Source organism: Pseudoalteromonas sp. BZA4, from assembly GCF_040104395.1.
Taxonomy (GTDB): domain Bacteria; phylum Pseudomonadota; class Gammaproteobacteria; order Enterobacterales; family Alteromonadaceae; genus Pseudoalteromonas.
Genome location: NZ_JBECOT010000042.1, coordinates 1 through 19,175, shown reverse-complemented (window position 1 = coordinate 19,175; position 19,175 = coordinate 1). Strand labels below are relative to the sequence as shown.

The 19,175-nt window shown below is 40.1% G+C and carries 14 protein-coding genes; 12 read left to right on the top strand and 2 right to left on the bottom strand.

The window, feature by feature from the left end; all coding sequences use genetic code 11:
* The first annotated feature begins 1 nt into the window (after nt 1).
* The 3 genes from ABMY41_RS15570 to ABMY41_RS15560 all read left to right on the top strand — a co-directional run bounded on the left by ABMY41_RS15570 (nt 2) and on the right by ABMY41_RS15560 (nt 3,979).
* A complete protein-coding gene (locus ABMY41_RS15570) occupies nt 2–895 on the top strand; it encodes a site-specific integrase (protein WP_235378293.1) in 894 nt (297 codons plus the stop codon).
* Between the two features lie 10 nt (nt 896–905).
* A complete protein-coding gene (locus ABMY41_RS15565) occupies nt 906–2,900 on the top strand; it encodes an ATP-binding protein (RefSeq protein WP_235378292.1) in 1,995 nt (664 codons plus the stop codon).
* A gap of 185 nt (nt 2,901–3,085) precedes the next feature.
* Nucleotides 3,086–3,979 carry a hypothetical protein gene (locus tag ABMY41_RS15560; protein WP_235378291.1) on the top strand — a complete coding sequence of 298 codons (894 nt, stop codon included), beginning with the start codon at nt 3,086–3,088 and terminating at the stop codon, nt 3,977–3,979.
* A 24-nt stretch (nt 3,980–4,003) separates the two neighbouring features.
* Here ABMY41_RS15560 and ABMY41_RS15555 read toward each other — a convergent pair whose 3' ends face one another.
* The gene (locus ABMY41_RS15555) at nt 4,004–4,576 is read right to left on the bottom strand and encodes a hypothetical protein (protein ID WP_235378290.1); all 573 of its coding nucleotides are present in this window, start codon (nt 4,574–4,576) and stop codon (nt 4,004–4,006) included.
* Nucleotides 4,577–4,777: 201 nt separating this feature from the next.
* Between ABMY41_RS15555 and ABMY41_RS15550 the strand changes: the two genes are divergently transcribed.
* The 4 genes from ABMY41_RS15550 (at nt 4,778) to ABMY41_RS15535 (ending at nt 11,844) form a co-directional block, all read left to right on the top strand.
* Complete coding sequence (locus tag ABMY41_RS15550; protein WP_235378289.1) at nt 4,778–5,965, top strand: hypothetical protein; 1,188 nt, start codon at nt 4,778–4,780, stop codon at nt 5,963–5,965.
* 399 nt (nt 5,966–6,364) lie between these two features.
* Nucleotides 6,365–6,607 (top strand): DUF465 domain-containing protein, encoded by a 243-nt coding sequence (locus ABMY41_RS15545; protein ID WP_054561078.1) that lies wholly within the window; start codon nt 6,365–6,367, stop codon nt 6,605–6,607.
* Between the two features lie 172 nt (nt 6,608–6,779).
* Nucleotides 6,780–9,026 (top strand): S46 family peptidase, encoded by a 2,247-nt coding sequence (locus ABMY41_RS15540; protein WP_349275361.1) that lies wholly within the window; start codon nt 6,780–6,782, stop codon nt 9,024–9,026.
* A 139-nt stretch (nt 9,027–9,165) separates the two neighbouring features.
* On the top strand, nt 9,166–11,844 hold the full coding sequence (locus ABMY41_RS15535; RefSeq protein ID WP_349275360.1) for a M14 family metallopeptidase: 2,679 nt from the start codon (nt 9,166–9,168) through the stop codon (nt 11,842–11,844).
* A 149-nt stretch (nt 11,845–11,993) separates the two neighbouring features.
* Here ABMY41_RS15535 and ABMY41_RS15530 read toward each other — a convergent pair whose 3' ends face one another.
* Complete coding sequence (locus ABMY41_RS15530; protein ID WP_349275358.1) at nt 11,994–13,454, bottom strand: Gfo/Idh/MocA family oxidoreductase; 1,461 nt, start codon at nt 13,452–13,454, stop codon at nt 11,994–11,996.
* Nucleotides 13,455–13,728: 274 nt separating this feature from the next.
* Between ABMY41_RS15530 and ABMY41_RS15525 the strand changes: the two genes are divergently transcribed.
* The 5 genes from ABMY41_RS15525 to ABMY41_RS15505 are packed head-to-tail and all read left to right on the top strand — an operon-like array spanning nt 13,729 to nt 19,068.
* Nucleotides 13,729–14,994, top strand: coding sequence for a D-tagatose-bisphosphate aldolase, class II, non-catalytic subunit (locus tag ABMY41_RS15525; protein WP_349275356.1), 1,266 nt, complete (start codon nt 13,729–13,731; stop codon nt 14,992–14,994).
* A 23-nt stretch (nt 14,995–15,017) separates the two neighbouring features.
* Nucleotides 15,018–16,136, top strand: a complete 1,119-nt coding sequence (locus tag ABMY41_RS15520; RefSeq protein ID WP_349275354.1) for an SIS domain-containing protein — start codon at nt 15,018–15,020, stop codon at nt 16,134–16,136.
* 17 nt (nt 16,137–16,153) lie between these two features.
* A complete protein-coding gene (locus tag ABMY41_RS15515) occupies nt 16,154–17,077 on the top strand; it encodes an ROK family protein (RefSeq protein ID WP_349275353.1) in 924 nt (307 codons plus the stop codon).
* The gene (nagA, locus tag ABMY41_RS15510) at nt 17,055–18,218 is read left to right on the top strand and encodes an N-acetylglucosamine-6-phosphate deacetylase (protein WP_349275351.1); all 1,164 of its coding nucleotides are present in this window, start codon (nt 17,055–17,057) and stop codon (nt 18,216–18,218) included. The genes ABMY41_RS15515 and nagA overlap by 23 nt, the downstream gene beginning before the upstream one ends.
* 13 nt (nt 18,219–18,231) lie before the next feature.
* Nucleotides 18,232–19,068 carry a GMC family oxidoreductase gene (locus ABMY41_RS15505; protein ID WP_349275349.1) on the top strand — a complete coding sequence of 279 codons (837 nt, stop codon included), beginning with the start codon at nt 18,232–18,234 and terminating at the stop codon, nt 19,066–19,068.
* Nucleotides 19,069–19,175 lie beyond the last annotated feature (107 nt).

Genomic DNA, 19,175 nt, shown 5'->3' with positions numbered 1-19,175 from the left:
AATGACTACATTAACCCCTACAGAATGTTACTTAAGTAACCTTGCTCCTTCAGGCCGTAGATCTGTCAAATCAGTGCTTAATGCTGCGATTAAAATTTTATCTGCTGATGCTGCTTTAGAAAAATATCAAATACATGCTCTCGGCTACGACCAGCTTTCTTTTTTAAGGCAAGTGTTAGTCGAACAAGATAAATCAGCTCGTACTATTCATCTAACATTTCAAGCAATCAGAGCTGTGACTAAAACAGCATTGCTAATGGGACAAGTTGATCAGCATGCCCTCGATAAATTTAGTGCTTTAAAGCTTCCTCACATTGAGCCAAGCGTTAAGGGTAAAGCACTGTCGATGTCAGAGCTAAAACATTGTCTGACTAAACAAAATTGCTCTGCTCATGAGGTTCGAAATATCGCATTAATAGCGACAATGTCGGGAGCTGGGTTGAGACGTTCTGAAATACATAGATTGAGACTATCAGACATTTCATTGCAAGATGCTCAACTAGTAATTCAAAAAGGTAAAGGCAATAGAACCAGAACTCAATATTTACCTCTATGGGTTGTAAGCCACCTTTCTGATTGGGTTTCATTACGAGGCAATAAACCTGGCTTTTTATTTTGTAAACAGATTAACAGCCAGCCCTTAATTCAAAAGCCGCTCTCAGTTGCCAGTATCTACGATATTGTTACAACCAGAGCAATCCAGACATTAGGTAAAAAAATAACACCCCATGATCTCAGAAGAACTTATATAACATCTCTATTAGATAATGGAGTTGATATTTCTACTGTGAGTAAGCTTGCTGGTCACAAGAGCATAACGACTACGCAGATCTACGATAAGCGTGGCATTGAAAGCCTTAAAAAAGCTGTTAATACATTAAGCCATGATGTGTGAGGGGTTTAATATGAAAATTGATACAAAAAGCCTCACTTGTCGTTATGTACTTAAACTTATTGAACACGGCTTCTTTGATGAAGAGGTATTCGATATGTTTTCACCAAGAGAAATCCAGCAAATATCTTATACGACGAAGAAAAATGCACCCTTAGATATAGATGAACTATATGATTTACTGAGCGATCTTTCTTGCATCGAAAATTACCCAAGATTTGGCTTAAATTGTAGCTATTTCTTAAGGAGTATTGGTTTAAATAAAAAGATTAAGCGTCTGTTTGAGCTGACAATCATGAGTTCAATTAAGCCGAGATTCTTTGAGTTTATTGAAGATTTCATAGTTAAGTCTTCATACAATTACCATGAAGTGTTGGCAACTCTATGTGATTTAGAAGAAGCCGATTTTCATGAGTGTATTGATGAATTAAACTCTCTTGGCTTAGGAAATAGCGATGACTTAGATTATGAGTTACCAGCAATCCCATTAGGCTTAGCTAGTTACCTTCTGACAAGTGATAACTATGATTCAAAAAAAGCAATTAGCTTATTTTTAAATTCAATGGAGCCAGCTAGCTATAGGCTATCTAACTTTGAACATATAGAAACCGAGCACTTAAAAAAGTTATTAAGTGGATGGAAAGCTTCTAATGGAACACCAGTGAATATTCTTTTGCATGGAGCAGTAGGCACCGGTAAAACAGAGTTGGCCAAAGCACTTTGTGAAAGCTTAAACCTTGTGCTTATGGGGGTAAGCTCCAGTTGCAGCACTAATGATAAAGCTAGACCAAAGTTTCTTGCTAATAAATCCAGCCCATCAACCCGTATTCAAAACCTTCTTATTGGCAGAAAGCTTATGGGTAATCGCAGAGATGGTGTTTTACTCGTTGATGAATGTGAAGACTTATTTGAAGTCGATATTATGGGGTTTACTGAGTCTAAAGAGTTACTCAACTCATTAATAGATAACAGTAATTCAGCAACAATATGGATTACAAACCACATTGAGACGCTCCCTCTTAGCTGCATAAGACGCTTCGACTATGTTTTAGAAGTGCCAGCAATGTCAGCAGATAAACGTACCAAGCACGTTTCTGAATCCTTTAGTCCTTTGAGTGTATCAAAAGACTTTTTAGCTAGAGCAATTTCAAATAAGCATTTGAGTCTTGCAAATATAAGCAAAGCTGCTCATGGTGCTAAATTATGTAATTACTCAAAAAATAAAGCAGAAGAGTTTATAAGCGCTTATTTTGATGGTGTGCTATCTGCATCAGGAATCGATACAAACGAGCTACGTTATAAGCCTGAGCTTAAATTTGAGCATGCCAATATAAACCTTAAGGGGTCATTTTCAACAATGAACGATATTGTAAATGCTATAGAAAGCTATCATGGCGCAAGAACTTTACTTTTTGGCCCTGCAGGGACTGGCAAAACTGCGTTCGTAAATCATGTCTGTGAAGAAGCTGGGTTTGATCTAATTAGTGTTCAAGCCTCAGATATCTTGAGTAAGTGGGTTGGTGAAAGCGAGCAAAATATTAAAGAGTTATTTGTAAAAGCGACCGAGCAAGAAGCAGCCATTTTTATAGATGAAGCTGATAGCTTGTTTGCAAGTCGAGAGAGCGCTAAAAGCAACTGGGAAATTCAATCAGTTAACCAACTTTTATGTAATCTTGAGATGTTTGAATTTCCATTTTTTGCTGCCACTAACTTCAAAGGTAAGTTAGATAAAGCTTTGCTAAGGCGCTGTGATTTCAAGCTTGAACTGGATTACTTAACCGAGCAGCAAGTGAAGCAAATGCTTTTAAAACTAACAGGTGAAAAGTCACTCCCGCCTAGTAGCACAAAAATGCTTACAGAGTTAAATCGTTTAACACCTGGTGACTTTAGTGTGATCGCCAGAAAAATGCGTTTTAGCAATAAATTACTCTCAATAACTGGTGTATTAGAATGCCTCAATGAGGAACAAAAGATGAAAGGCACTGTGTCTAGAAGGATTGGATTTTAAATAAATACAGTACTGTACTGTTGTAATAGCTTTAGTATTGTTTTTTCAATTTAATATTAAAGGTTTACGGTTGTTGGTGCTATGTGTCAAAGTTGTTTTAAAATAGAAATTTCTAGTTTTTGAGTCTAGAAAGATAGTATGTAAAAACAGATTATTGAATGAGTTAATATCAAGGATTATTAAAAATGAGTTATACAACTACTGAGAAAGCTAGCATATGGTTTAAAGAAAATGAAAGTCACATAAAACCGTCTCAAACTATTTTACACCATTTTTTAAAGTACTATTCCGGTAAGTCAGTAAGTTGGAGAAGAGACTCGCCTGTAAAAGTTGTATTGGGTACTAACATGAAGGAAGGAAGGATTTCAATAACGCCACAAACAAGTCCCAATATAAGAGTTAGATTTGCTCCTTTAGAAGCGGCTGAGCAGATTGTTCAGTTTGTAGAGGAATTAAAGAGTAGTTACGGTAGTGTTTTGACATTTAATTTAGATGACAAAATTCTAGACGTTACTAGCGACTTTCAGGATGCGTCTCTTAAGCAATTGACATGCGTTACAGATCTTATTTTAGATAAATTTAACTTTATTGATTTTACTAAACCTAATAGTTATGACTCTCCTTCTAATACAGACGAGGAAGCGCTACGTATTCAAGAAAAGGCCTCATCTTTCAAAAATATTATGTTGAATGAAGCCGCGATGGAAAGGCGGTTTGTTAACTGGCTAAAGAAAGAGCATGATATTGATGCTAAAAGCCAAGATAGAGATGGTCTTTTTCGAAGAGATGTTACATACAATCATAATGGTTTCGACATCATAGCTGAACTAAAATACACAAGCTCTGTGAGAGAAAACATTGAACAAGCAATTGGTCAACTTCTTCGCTATAAATTGCATCCATTAGCAAAGAAGGATGCTGATAAATTACTGATAGTTTCAGGTGGTAATGTTCCGACTAATGACGATATTGTCTGGTTTTCTAAGTTGAAAGCGGTCATAGACTTGAAAATTGAAATACTCTGTGAAGATCCTACAACAATTGGTGTTTTTAAATGTCCAAATGAGTTAATAAAATAAGCTCTGAATTAATATAGGTTTTTTTTAGCTGTTTTTTCTGGGCTCCTTGTTTGAAGGGGCTCGTCTGGAAATAGTTACCTTTCCTCTTTTTAGTTTGTTTTTGACTACAGTAGTCGGCTTATTACTTTCTTTTATTTTATTAATTAACATATTAAATATTTCATCGTGACTTTTTGATATTTCATCATCTTCATTAAAATCTATAAGTTCAATTAATTCATTATATTTTTCTCTATCAATTGTTATTGTTATTCTTTTTCTATTGAATTTTAACTTTCTAATTCTTGAAAGAAAGTCGTTCCAAACTTTATCTTCAATTTTGTTAGTGTATTTTTTGCAGTTTTCCATTGTTTTTATTAGTGTTGATGTTTCTTTTTCTAGCTCTTCTTTTATTTCTTTGAATTCGTCTGAATATTCCTTTGTCTTTATTATTTCATCTATTAGGTTGTTTATTTTTTTCTTTTTCTTTTTGTTTTGATTTGATTTTTGCTCACTGAAGTTTATTATTTTAAGCTTTAATTCTTCAGGTATTTCTTTGTTTATTATCTCATCGCATGCCAAATACCACTCCCAGATTTCTATTTTTCTTCTGCTCAAAGTTAACCCCTATTCTTTATTATAATTGATTGTTCCGGAACGGTTCTTCTGTTTATTCGTTCCGGAATGGTGGTTTGTACACTTTAGTTCCGGAACGGTCTTCTGTCAAATAAAGTTTGAAATGAACTTTCGCAATGAATTTCAGCTTACTAATTTGAAACTGTAAACAAAGGGTCCAAGAAATTAAATAGGACTGTTGGAATGAAAAAATCAATAAATTCAGAGTGTAATAACATCAGCATAGATGGACATGATCAATTGCAGGCTCACTCTTTAGCTTTAAAACTAGTACATAAGGCAGTTAAAGATGATGTTGTCGTTTGTATTAAATCTTTGCAAGAATTAGAAATAGAAGAACTTCAACTCGACTCTTTTATTTCTAAATATGGCTATTCATATTCAAAGTTAGATCTTTTGGTTATGGGGGTTGATAGCTATAAGTTACTTAAAAATGAAAATTCATTTAAAAGTTCAAAAGTATTACTGGTTGCAAAAAATAGTTTTAATGAATTAAGTAATGAAAAATGCAGGTTGAAAGAAAGTGATGGTCACTTAGATAAATTTTCTTTAACTTTAAATGTTGGGCGGGAGATTCGTAAAAAATTTACCAAAAGGGTGACTTCAAAAGGATTATTGGAAAGAGTAGGTAAAAATAATGTTAGATGTCGTTATTATAGAAAGAGGCTTGTAAATAAAGGGCAAAGTTTTAAAATTCAGTATTCACCATTTAACAAAAAAAATAACTGTTTTAAATTTACTTGGAATCCAAGTGTCACAAGTGATAGCTTTGTTAATTCTATATTTTATGAATTAAAGCAGGTTGTTGGTTCTTGTTATTCTGAGATTGTTGGTGACTCTTTAATATCACGGGTTGATTTTGCTGTGGATAAAAGAGGGTGGAAAATTGCAGATTTAATTATTAATGTTAGTGGCTCTTCTAAATTTACTAGTTACTTTGATTGTTTTGGTAATCCAGAAACTAAAATTGTAGGGGGAAGTGATTTTAGATTCCAAGCCTATAATAAGTCATTAGAGCAATCAATTATTACTAGTGATCCTATGACAAGGTTTGAAGTTCAATTTAAGAGACCAACACTAGATGAAGAAAGAATTCATTTAAAAAATTTATGTACAACTGTTGATAAAATCAACAAGCTAAAAATTTATGATTTTTGTAAGAACTCTTATATAAAAGCATATGAAGTCAATACTCTAAAAGAGTTTGGTGTAGTAGGGCTAAGAGCAACATTAGAAAACGATTCTGATAAAAGAAGGCTTGCCAGAAATCTAGCTAAAATTGAAATGCAAGATTTTTGGGATAAGTTAGTTGCTAATGCACTGAAAGAGTTAAAGGAGCTTAAAAAGCTTCTAATGAAGCCTAGTGCCTAACTGGAATTGTGCCAAAAGGTGTGCCAAAGTGGCACTTAATGTAAAAGTAGTTCTTCTTAACGTATTGTTTTATTTTGTAATTGTGTTTTCAGCCTTGAAACTTACTGGCTGACTCACCAAATCATATTAAAGCCCGTATTGAATGCTACGGGCTTTTTTCTTTCTATACCTTTACGTAATTAAGAAAACCACTCCGCTCATACAAAGCAGCGGCTTATTGGCTGACTCACCAAATTATACGAGAGCCTCGGTATTTACCGAGGCTTTTTTGTTTCTAAAATCTTTACTTAATGAAGGAATCTTTCTGATTATTGATCTCGGACAAGGTTACTGCGTTGACTCTGTATGTTGCAGTGGTACAGTGAAATTGAACTTAAATTCTAGCTAAAGGAGTTGCCCATGCTAGGCGAAAAACACTCGTTATTGAATGAATTCCCAGAGTTTAATGAATTAATCCATAGCCTCGCGAAACACGATGCTCACTTCAAGAAAACCATGCAACGTTACGATGATATGGATAAAGAAATTCGCTCTCTTGAGTTGCAAGACTCTCCAATAGAAGATGCGGACATGCATGAAAAGAAGCATCAACGCGCCGTGCTAAAAGATGAACTTTATGACTTTTTAAAAGCCAATGCTTAATAAATGAATCGAATAATGCTCCTGCTAACGGTAGGAGCTTTTTCACTCCTCTATTTTTACTCTCCAATCGTATTTAATCGCAATATCCCTTTACTCAATCAAGGTTATGGTAGTCTTAGCGCGATTTTTTAAGGCAACAATGGAATAGTGCTTTGCACTGACTGGGATTAACATGATTAAAAAAAATATTATTACTACTTCATTAGCACTTATGGGTGTTGTCGCTGTAGGTAGCGCACACGCTGATGAAGGGCAGTGGCAACCGCATCAATTAAAACAATTACAAAGCGAGTTTGACCGCGTTGGTATTGAGTTACCAGCTTCACAAGTGGCAGATCTTAACCAGTATCCACTCAATGCAGTGGTTGGTTTAGGCTATTGCTCTGCGTCATTTGTGTCACCAAAAGGCTTAGCGGTAACTAATCATCACTGTGCTTATGGCGCGATTCAAAATAACAGCACACCAGAAAATAACTTAATTGAAAAAGGCTTTTTAGCAGCTGACTTGTCAAAAGAATTACCAGCAGGCCCGCAAGAGCGTTTGTATGTAACCGAACAAGTGGATGATGTCACTGATCGCGTATTGGGTAACTTACCCGCAGAACTACATGGCAAAGCGCGTTATGAAGCGATTCAAGCAAACCGTAAAGCCTTGATCAGCGAGTGTGAGTCAGATCCTAACTATCGTTGTACTGTACGTGATTTCCACCATGGGCTAGAGTACTTCATGATCAAACAACTGATGATCAAAGATGTGCGCTTAGTGTATGCTCCGGCAGAAGCGCTGGGTAACTTTGGTGGTGACATCGATAACTTTGAATACCCACGTCACACGGCCGATTTTACTTTTGTACGTGGTTATGTTGGTAAAGATGGCAAGCCTGCAGATTACAGCGAAGATAACGTACCTTATGAGCCAAAGTCGTTCTTAAAAGTGAATGCGAGCGGCGTAAGCTTAGGTGATGGCGTGCTGGTGGCAGGTTACCCTGGTCGCACTAGCCGCTATAAACTAGCAGATGAAGTAAATTATTCAGCGAGTTGGTATTACCCGACATTGCTTAATACTTACAACATGACTCTAGACGTAATTGCCAAGCAGAGCGAAGGCGATGAGCAAGCACAAGTTAAATATGCCTCTCGTGTAAAAAGTACTAACAACCGTTTAAAGAAACTGGAAGGCTTACAAGATGGCTTTAAAGTAACGGATATTCCGGGTATTAAAGCTGCGCAAGAACAAGAATACTTAGCTTGGTTTGCACAAAGTGCTGAGCGTAAAGCTTACGCAGATTCATATCACGCATTAAAGTCATTATTAGTAGAAGCGCACGCACAGCAACAAAGCCATTTTTACTTTGATTACGCAAAACGTGCAGACTTATTAAGTACGGCAATTCGTTTATACCGCTTAGCTAAAGAAAGCGAAAAGCCTAATGCAGAGCGCGAAATGGGTTACCAAGAGCGCGATCTTCCTATGCTTAAAGCGCGTTTAGAGCGTTTACAAAAACAGTTTACGCCTGCAGTCGATAAAGCCTTATGGTTAAGCTACTTAGGTAACTATTTAGCGCAAGATAAAGCAGCGCAAGTTGCGGCATTAAACGACGGCTTAGGTATTACAGATACCACTACACAAGCTGAGCTTGATGCGATTATTGCTTCTTTTTATGCTAATACAGAGCTTACAGATGTAGAAGCACGTGTTAACTGGATTGGTAAATCTGTCGCAGAGTTTGAAGCATCAAACGATCCATTCATAAAGTTAGCTGTTGCTCTATACGATACCAACATGGCACAAGAAGCTGATAAAAAAGAAATGGCGGGTCGCTTAGCAGAAATTCGCCCGCAGTATATGCAAGCCGTGATCGCTTTCAATAACGCTAAAGGTAAGCCAGTTTACCCAGATGCAAATGGCACACTACGCGTAAGCTATGCACAAGTTGATGGTTACCCAGCGGCAGATGCTGTGTATAAAACACCTTTTACATCACTACGTGGTTTAGTGGCTAAACACACAGGTGAAAAGCCATTTGTTGTTACAGACAAAGTACTTGAAGCTTACAAAAAGCAAGCGTTTGGCGCGTACTACCGCGGTGACTTAGGTTTGCCTGGCGTAAGCTGTCGCTTATTTAGCTTTGGTTGTGAGCCACAAGCGGCTAAACCTCTTGAAGTTAACTCAGTACCAGTCAACTTTTTAAGTAGCGCTGATACCACAGGTGGTAACTCAGGTTCGCCAGTCATGAATGGTAAAGGTGAATTGGTGGGTCTTAATTTTGACTCGACTTATGAATCAATCACCAAAGATTGGTACTTTAACGCCAAAATTACCCGTGCTATTCACGTTGATATTCGATACATGCTTTGGTTAATGGAAGAAGTTGATAACGCAGGTTACCTACTTGATGAAATGACCCTAGTTAAGTAGCTCCGCTATGTTAATAATAACCGCAGCAATCGCTGCGGTTTTTTTATGTCTTTAATTTTTGCCAATCTAACGTTTTTAATTTGTTTATTTTCAATACTTTTGTAATGTACAAATCAGATACTTTTACTTGGGAAAAATAATGAGCGCCAAACAAATAATAAAAGCCATTTCAGTGAGTGTTGTGGCAATAACGGCAAGCTTTAATGCCAGTGCAGCGAATACCGAAGCAATGTGGCCGGGCACGGCTTATAATCAGCAAATACCAACATTTAAACAAGTACTCGGATACGATGTAGGTGAGCGCATCACCAATTACAACGATATGCGTCGTTATCTTAGCGCTTTAGAGCAAGCTGCGCCTGATCGTATTAAAGTGTTTAAGTACGCAAACAGCTGGGAAGGTCGTGAACTGGTTTATGCGGCGGTTGGCACTGCGGAGCATATTCGCTCATTAGAAACCCTCGCCAATAACACCCAAGCTTTGGCTGATCCGCGTATTACCTCTGAAAAAGAAGCTAAGTCGCTAATTAAAAATTTACCTACGTCTGTGTGGCTTCAGTATGCAGTGCACGGTAATGAAATTAGCTCAACCGATGCTGCATTATTTACTGCATATCACTTATTAGCAGCCCCGAATGATGCCGTTAACAGCAAAATTTTAGATAACACAGTGGTGTTTATCGACCCACTACAAAATCCTGATGGTCGTGAGCGCTTTGTTACTCGTTATTATGCGACCGTAGGTCTTGAACACAGTGCAGATAGGTTAAGTGCAGAGCATAATGAGCCATGGCCAAGAGGCCGAACAAATCATTATTTGTTTGATATGAACCGTGATTGGTTAGCGCTTACTCAGCCTGAAAGTAAAGGCAGAGTGGCTTCAATCAATAAATATAAACCACAAGTGGTGGTTGATATTCATGAAATGGGCGGCGACCAATCTTACTACTTTGCACCGGCTGCTCAGCCATTTAATCCGCATATGACGAAAACCCAAATCGCCAACATGGATGCGATTGGGCAAAATCATGCGAAGTATTTTGATGAATTTGGCTTTGATTACTTTACCCGTGAAATCTTTGATGCCTTTTACCCAGGCTACGGTGATAGCTGGCCTGTTTTTTATGGTGCATCAGCATCAACTTACGAAGTAGGCTCTGCACGTGGCCACGTGTTTGAGAAAAATACCGGTGAACTACTCTCCTATTTTAATACTGTAAAGCGTCAATTTGTGGCCTCAATTTCGACCGCCGAAGGGGCTGCCAACCAACGTGAAAAACTACTAGGTGACTTTTATCAATATCAAGTTGATGCGATTGATTCGGGTAAAGATAGCAAAGAGCGAGTTTATATCTTACCTAAGCAAAGTAACCGTGAAGGCGCTCATAGACTCGCAACCTTAATGGCTGAGCATGGTGTTGAAGTTAAACAAGCAACTGAAGACTTCAAAGCCTGTGGCGTTAAGTATAAAGCGGGTAGCTATTTTATTGATACTGCACAGCCACGCGGGGTATTTGTGCGTACCACATTTACAGACCAAGTAGATATGGCTGAAGCATTTGTAAAAGAGCAAGAAAGACGTCGTGCTCGTAACCTAGGTGATGAAATTTACGATGTCACAGGTTGGTCGCTGCCGATGATGTTTAATGTTGATAGCGATAGTTGTGGTCGCGCTGTTAGCGCAGATAGCAAAGCGGTTCAGGCCGACGACACATTGCTTGGTAAAGTGAATAATCCAGAAGCCTCTGTGGCTTATATTGTTGCTTGGGGTGATACGGCCGCAGCACGCTTTTTAACAGCAGCACTGCAAGCTGGCATTAAACTGAAAAGTGCTGATCAAGCATTTGTATTAGGTGATAAAACTAACTACCCAGCGGGTAGCTTAGTAATCGAAAAACGTCTAAACGATAAAGATTTACTGACTAAAATTAGCCAAATTGCCGAGCAAACTGGTGCAATTGTTGATGGTGTTGATTCAAGTTGGGTGATTGAAGGCCCAAGCTTTGGTAGTAACAAAACAGTACCTATGGTTGCACCTAAAGTGGCGATTGCATGGGATGCAGCCACTCGTGAGCTAAGCGCCGGTAACACTCGTTTTGTTATCGAAAGACAGCTTGGCTACCCGGTAACCGCCATTCGCACACCCATGCTTGCTTGGGCTGATTTAAGTGATTACCAAGTGCTTATTTTACCAGAAGGTAATTACGAGCAAGCACTCGGTAAATCGGGTGCGGCGAATTTAAAAAGCTGGGTTGAAGCGGGTGGCGTGTTGATTGCTCTAGGTAATGCTAACCGCTTTACCACAAATGCTGATTACGGTTTGTTAGATGTTAAACGTGAGCAAGCTTACCGAGAAGATAAAGCAAGCAGCAGTGATGATAAAAGTAGTAAAGTGGCAGGGCAGTTATTCACTTCTCGCGATGATTTAAAAGCAGCGAGCATTGAGCCACATACATCGCCAGACTATGTAGCTGGTGTACTTGCAAATGTTGAAGTAGACCAAGAGCATTGGTTAACCGCTGGGGTTGATAAAGACCTTGTTGCGGTAGCTTACGGTAATGATATTTACACGCCAATAAAACTGAACTCAGGTAAAAACTTAGCCTGGTTTACAGGTAAAGATGATGTGTTAGCAAGTGGTTATCTATGGCAGCAAAATAAAGCACAGCTTGCGTATAAGCCATTGCTTGTTCATCAACCGCAAGGCAAAGGCATGGTGATAGGCTTTACACAGTCACCAACCTACCGTGCTTACCTTGAGGGCATGAATGTACTGTTAACTAACACGATTTTCCGTGCTGCAGCTCATGCTCAGTAAGGTTAAAGTCTAATCAAAATGCCCGCCGATGTTGCGGGCTTTTTTGTGGGCAAAGTTTTAAAGAGTAATGCTCTAAAGGGAGTGAGCAATAAAATAAAAAAGCCCGCAGGGCAAAGGGCGGGCTTTTAGTGTTCCATGGAGAGGAAGTGTTAAGACACAATCCCTAGAGGCTTACCTGTTTGCCAAGCGCCACGGGTAAAGTCTGGAATCGTTTTGCTGTTACTTCTATCTGCAACTGATGCCATACTTTGCGGGAAGATTGATGACCATGCCGCGGCATCGTATACATCTTGATCGAGTGGCTCATTGTTGCGTAAGCAGTAGATCATGCGCCAAAGCATAATGAAGTCCATACCGCCGTGGCCGCCGTTACGTACTGCTTCTTCACCCATGCGTTTCCATAGTGGGTGATCAAATTCAGCACGCCACTTTTCCATATCTTGATCCCAGCTATGAAAGTTTTGCATATGTGGCTTACGCCCCTGCGAACCTGCTTTTTCCCAGGCAGCGAGCTCAGCTTCATATTGCTGTTGGTAAATTTTCGCGATGGCTGGTGGCACATCTTCAAGAGCAATACGATTAGGGAATCCAGCAAATGTGCCATTAGTACCTTGAATTAAGTTATGGCGGCTGTAAGGGCGTGGGCTTGTGGTGTCGTGCTGAACCATAATGCTACGACCTTTCACTGTTTTAATAATGCTGGTGTTCATGTCGCCAGCAGTAAATTTCAGTGAGCGACGTTCGTGGCCCGCAGGAAATTCACGCTCTGCGTAAGCTGCGCGGCCAAGTGCAGGTGAGCTGACTGATGTAACAAAATCAAAGCGGTCACCACGGTTGATGTTCATATACTGAGAAACTGGGCCTAAACCATGGGTTGGGTATAAGTTACCGTTTACCTTGGTATGCCAGTAAGTACGCCAAGAACCTGTGCTGCGGTCAATTTCTTTCATTTGCCAACGCAGGTCATGAATATAAGCAGCTTCACCATGCAGTAACTCACCAAATACGCCTTTACGAACCATGTTTAAAACCATTAACTCGTCACGGCCGTAGTTAACGTTTTCCATCATCATGCAGTTCTTTTGCGTGCGCTCAGCAGTGTTTACTAGTTGCCAACACTCTTCCATCGTGGTTGCTGCAGGTACTTCAACAAAGGCATGCTTACCACTTTCCATGGTCTCAACACTCATCGGTGTGTGCCATTTCCAAGGGGTTGAAATGATCACAATGTCGATGTCATCGCGAGCAAGCATGTCTAAATAGGCTTTATCAGAACCCGTATAAGCAGTTGGTTTAGGTAAGCCTTTTTCAACAACATAATTAACAGACTTATCTAGCATTAGCTGATCTGTATCGCAAATAGCTTTAATTTCAACACCTTCAATATGGCAAAGATGTTTAACATGGCCGCTACCACGTTGACCAACCCCAATAAAACCAACACGTACCACATCCATTGCTGGCACAGCTAAGCCCATTACGCTTTTACCTTGTGCTGCAAGTGGTGTGTTTTGATTATCACCTTGTTGGCTTTTCGCACAGCCAGTCACGACTGTCGCGGCGGTAATGGCTGCGGCAGATTTTAAAAAACTACGTCTATCTATTGTCATAACGATACCTAAATCACTGAGATTATTTTAATAGTGGGTTTCAGTTGTTTCTGTTATATCGCAACTCAAAGTCAATTACAATCAAATGCTTTCAAATTCTTTCGCAACTTTGGGTTTTATCATTTTTATCCTTATAAAATACCGTGGGAAGTGTGTTTTTAACTTATCTTGTATCTTTCGTTTCCTTTCGTTTTGTTGCGCAGCGTTTCGCGCTGTGCTAATGTAATTTCAAATCACGTATCTAACCATTAGCGTAAGCTGCTTGGAGAAAACCATGAATGCATTAAAAACGATTATAAATAACAATCGAGTAGGGCAAGCGCAGGGTATTTATTCTGTGTGTTGTGCACACCCGCTCGTTATCGAAGCAGCAATGTTGCAAGCTCTCAATGATGACACCGAAATTTTAATTGAAGCGACAGCGAATCAAGTTAATCAGTTTGGTGGTTACACAGGAATGAAGCCCCATGACTTCGTTGAGTTTGTTCATGCAATAGCCGAAAAGGTAGGGTTAGATACCCAGCGCATTATTTTGGGGGGTGATCACTTAGGGCCCGTGTGTTGGGTAAATGAGCCTGCAAACGTTGCAATGGTAAAAGCTGTTGACCTAGTAAAAGCCTATGCAAGCGCTGGTTTTAAGAAAATTCATTTAGATGCCAGTATGCCATGCGCTGACGATGGAGAACGTTTAGCTGATGCCGAAATTGCCAAGCGTGCAGCATTGATGTGCCAAGCCGCTGAGTCGGTAGCAAAAGATAACGATATTCTTTATGTGGTGGGTACTGAGGTTCCTCCTCCGGGTGGCGCTACAGAAGAACATGAAATTATTGAGGTATCTCATGTTGAGGGAGTGCAGCAAACAATCGAATTACATCAGGCTGCATTTGCTAACTTAAACATAAGCGATGTGTGGTCGCGTGTTATTGCTGTTGTTGTGCAGCCAGGAGTTGAATTTGATAACCATCAAGTTTTTGATTACCAACGTAATGAAGCGCAAAAACTGAAAGAGTTTATCACCACTGTCGATAATCTTGTTTATGAAGCTCACTCTACCGACTATCAGCCAGATCATTGCTACCACGAGCTGGTGCAAGATCACTTTGCCATATTAAAAGTGGGTCCACAGCTTACTTATGCACTACGCGAAGGGTTGTTTGCATTATCTTATATTGAAGATCAATTAGTCGAAGCTGGTCAGCGTTCTAATTTACGTGATGTATGTGATCGCATCATGCTAGAAAAGCCACATTACTGGAATAAGTTTTACCCAACACAAGGTGCTGAAGCTAAGCTATTTAGAGCTTATAGTTATAGCGACCGTATTCGTTATTACTGGCCTGAAGATGAAATAAAGCAAACAGTAGAAATTTTATTTGCAAACTTAGAAGGGCTAATCATTCCACAAACTTTACTTAGCCAATTTATGCCAGCGCAATATAAGGCATTGATCAATGGCCAAATTAACTCATCACCCCGTGAGTTAGTAATTAATAAAATAATGGAAGTCACGAATACCTATTCGCGCGCTTGTAATCAATAAGTGGTGTTGAGAGAGAATTAATTATGACGCAGTTTTTATCATTAAACGAAACAGATCTTAAGCAACAAAACGCTTATTGGACAGCAAGAGAAATCTCCCAGCAGCCAGAGTCATGGTGCAATACGGCGGCTATTATTGAAACGCATCGAGCAGAAATAAATGCATTTCTAGCGCCAATTTTAGCATTAAAAGAATTACAAATCGTATTAACTGGGGCTGGCACATCAGCCTATGTTGGCGAGGCATTAGCACCTCACTTAACAGCTAAAACTGATTTAAATGTGCGCGCAGTTAGCACCACTGATATTGTTTCTAACCCTCATGGGTTTTTACAAAAGAGCACACCCACTTTACTAATTTCTTATGCGCGCTCAGGTAATAGCCCTGAAAGTGTCGCGGCGGTTGATATTGCAGAGCAAGTCGTTGAAAAGTGCTATCACTTAGTTATTACCTGTAATGAAAATGGTGAGTTAGTTAAAAGGGCGACAACTAAAAAAAATAGTTTTAGTGTACTTATGCCAAAAGAAACCTTAGATGAAAGCTTTGCTATGACCAGTAGTTTCACCTCTATGCTGATTTCAACACTGTGTATTTTTACTCCTGATAACGTTCAATTAGAAAAAGTTGTGACACATACTAATCAGCTACTCGATACGAAAATTGATGACATTAAGCGTTTTGCACAAAGTAAGGTTGAGCGCTTAGTGTTTTTAGGTGCCGGCTCTTTACTTGGCTACGCGAAAGAAGCTGCATTAAAGTGTTTAGAGTTAACAAATGGTGAATTAATTAGTTATTTTGAAACGCCTTTGGGTTTTCGTCATGGTCCTAAAACCATTATTAATGATAAAACCGCAGTGATGTTAATGGCCTCGAGTGATTTTTATAGTAGTTTGTATGATACTGATTTATATAATGAACTACTAAATGACCAACAGTGTTTAGCGGTTAAAAAGCTGGCGTTAAATACTGAACTGGTCGAGCTAGATGATGTTTGGCAAGGTCTGTATTATATTGTCTATTGTCAGATTTTTGCATTTTATAAATCAATGTCACTCGGTTTAACACCTGATAACCCTTGTCCTACGGGCGAAGTTAACCGTGTTGTAAAAGGGGTAACTATTTACCCATTAACTTCTCGCTAAGTAGTGTTGGGTAAAGTATGGCTGTTTACGGACTCGATATTGGTGGTACAAAAATAGAGACCGCCATTTTTAATGATAATTTAGAGCAACAGCAAAGTTGGCGTATTACTACGCCAACTGATGACTATCAGCAATTTTTGCACGCAATTTATCAGCAGGTAATTAAAGCCGATGAACTGACAGGTTGCCAAGGTGCGGTGGGCATCGGTATGCCAGGTATCGTTAATGATGAAGGTAAAGTGCTGTCGGCTAATGTGCCGTGTGCCACAGGCAAAGTGATTGCCAACGATCTTCAAGCATTATTAAAACGCCCTGTTGCGATATTAAATGACACCCGGTGTTTTGCCTTATCAGAAGCAAATGGCGGAGCCGGTGAAGGTTATAGCCGAGTATTCGGTGCCATTGTTGGCACTGGTGCGGCGGGTGGTATGTGCATTGATGGAACCTTGTTTAACCAAGGTTTGGGCATGTCAGGGGAGTACGGCCATTTACCACTGTCTGCGTATTTACAACAAAAATACCAGCTGCCAGTTTTAAAGTGCGGCTGTGGTTTAAATGGCTGTGTCGAAAGTTATATTGCAGGGCCCGGTGTACAAACCTTGTACCAGCATATTACGCAATCTCCTAAATCTGCGATTGAATGGTCAAACGATATAAAACGTGGTGATGAACAAGCCTTAGAGGTGCTCGCCTGTTACTTAGATATTCTTGGCGAAACCTTTGCTGCTATTAGTAAAAGTTTGCACCCAGAAGTAATTGTGCTTGGGGGCGGGTTGTCGCTCATTGATGCAATAGTAGAAAAACTCCCTGACGCAATTCAAACTCATTTATTTTCAGGTTTTGCCGTGCCCGACGTGAAGCGCGCAAAATTTGGTGATTCTAGCGGCGTAAGAGGCGCTGCAATAATAGGAAGTGTTCATGCTAATTCCAACGCATCTTAATTGCTATTACTTAAAAGCCGCAAAAGTGGTGACTGCTGATGCGGTTTTACTCGATCATGTGGTCTTGGTCGAGCAAGGTAAAATTACTGCCATTACTACGCAAATGGCGCCCGAGATCGAGGTAATCGATTTAGGTGAGCACAGTTTATTTCCGGGCTTTATCGATTTACATATTCATGGCCGTGAAGGCTGCGATATCATGGACGGCACCCCAGAATCACTAGAGACTATTTCTCGTTCTTTAGCAAAGCATGGCGTAACGGGGTTTGTTGGCACAACGGTGACTGCAGACTGGGACGTCTCAATTCAAGCTTATAAAAATATGGCGAGTGCTTACCAAAAAGGCTTGGCTGGGGCGCAGTTGCTAGGGGCTTATAACGAAGGTTTATTCTTTGCAGAAGCGCATAAAGGCGCGCACAACGAGTCATTTTTTTTAGAGCTTACTAAACAGCGATTTGATGAAATTTATGCCGCATGTGAAGGTTGCTTAAGCTCATTTGCGTTGGCGCCAGAACTACTTAAATCCCCCGACATGATCCGCTATATCACCGATAAAGGTGTGCGTGTGATGCTGGGTCATACAGATGCTAATTTTGAGCAAACAACACAAGCTCTTGCTCATGGTGCCTGCGGTGGTGTGCATATTTTTAATGGTATGCGCGGTATTCATCATCGTGATCCCGGCTGTACTGGCGCATTACTGATGGACAAGGATGCCATGGTTGAGCTTATTCCTGATGGTATTCATTTGCACCCGAGCATCATGAACATGGTTTACCGTTTAAAAGGGGCAGATAAAATTGCTCTGATCACAGACTGCGTGAGCGCCGGAGGCTTACCAGATGGTCGCTACCGTTTAGGTGAGCTTCCTATTGTGGTTGAACAAGGTGTTGCGCGAACTGAGAGCGGCTCTTTAGCAGGCAGTACATTAACCATGGAAGTTGGCGTTGAACGTTTTTATAACCTAACCGACGCAAGCCTAGTTGAAGCAACTAACATGGCCAGTTTAGTACCCGCTGAGTTTTTAAATAAAGCGGAGCAAATAGGCAGTATTGCGGTAGGTAAACAGGCTAATTTTGCCCTGCTCGATAAAGACTTCTCTGTGCAAGCAACGATCTGTGCGGGTAAGCAAATCTTTTAAAAGTTAAGTGAGAATGCAGGCAAAAGTATTTGATGCCATTGTTATTGGCAGTGGCATTACTGGCGGCTGGGCTGCTAAAGAACTAACCGAAAAAGGGCTCAATGTACTGCTACTGGAACGTGGCAGGCAGGTTGTGCACGGTACTGACTATATCACTGCCTTTAAAGACGATTGGCAACTGCCTTTTCGCGACAGGCCCAGCCTACTAGAAAAACAGAATCAAGCTAAACAAGCACGTACTGGCTATGCCACCAAGCAATCAATAAAACACTGGTTTGTGAATGATTTGCAGCATCCTTATCAAGAATCACAGCGTTTTGATTGGATCAGAGGGTATCATCTTGGTGGGCGTTCATTAACTTGGGGGCGGCAATGCTTGCGCCTCAGTGATATAGATTTTGCAGCCAACAAACAAGATGGTCACGGCGTAGATTGGCCTGTGCGCTATCAAGATATTGCGCCTTGGTACGATAAAGTCGAAGCCTACATCGGGGTTATTGGCGAAGCACTGAACTTACCTCAGCTACCAGATGGACCTTACTTACCTCCTTTTGCGCTTAATGCCGTAGAGCAGCAGCTTAAACAAAGTTTATTGACTCACTACACTAATCGTCACCTCACCATCGGGCGAGTTGCGCATTTAACTAAGGCCAAGCCTGAGCAAGGTCGTGCTCCATGCAGCAAGCGCAACCGCTGTATGCGAGGTTGTCCAACCGGTAGTTATTTTAGTAGTTTAGCCTCGACCTTACCTGCAGCGATGCGTACTGGGCGACTCACTATTCAGACTCACTCCATTGCCAAAGAGATTATTTACAATCCAGATAGCGGGCACACGGCAAGATCATTATAAATTGAACTTATAGAGCAAGTAGTGATCAGATCAAGGCATAATAATTACTTGGTCGCATAAATATGAGCACTACTTTTCTGAAACATTTTAATTCAATTACAGATCCT